This is a genomic window from Shewanella sp. 10N.286.45.A1, assembly GCF_041470405.1.
GTDB lineage: Bacteria > Pseudomonadota > Gammaproteobacteria > Enterobacterales > Shewanellaceae > Shewanella.
Genome location: NZ_JBFRMK010000471.1, coordinates 1 through 424 on the forward strand (window position 1 = coordinate 1; position 424 = coordinate 424).

The following is a 424-nucleotide window of genomic DNA, read 5'->3' on the forward strand; positions in this document are numbered from 1 at the left end:
CGTTCACGTTCTCACCCTGATCGTAAAATGGGTCATAGAACCAGCATCGATACGCATTTTTATGTCAGTAATGCAGTGTTAACTTCAAAAGGGTTTGGCACTACGATTAGCGAATAAAGGCAAACAGAAAGTAATAAACGCTGGCTTTTATATACGCTATTTCAACAGAAGATGTATCATGAAGATGATGTCAGTATCGTAGCAATACTATATCGTTGGATTGTAAATTTAGTAAAATCCCGAAAAAACGAGCCAGAATCAAACATAGACTATAAAAAAGATCTATAGCAACAATGTATAGCCTTAGCCCATCCACCATAGATAGCTAATTTGGCAGAGACATCTGCCTTCAGCTTGTCATAACTCACGTTAAGCAAACTAGCAATAAGTGCTTTTATCTATCGTCGTAATACCAATCAGTATA

The 424-nt window shown here is 36.8% G+C and carries 1 pseudogene; it reads left to right on the forward strand.

What is annotated here, in order from left to right:
* A pseudogene (locus tag AB4238_RS22455) lies at positions 1 to 237 on the forward strand (ISAs1 family transposase); the annotation flags it as partial.
* Positions 238 to 424 lie beyond the last annotated feature (187 nt).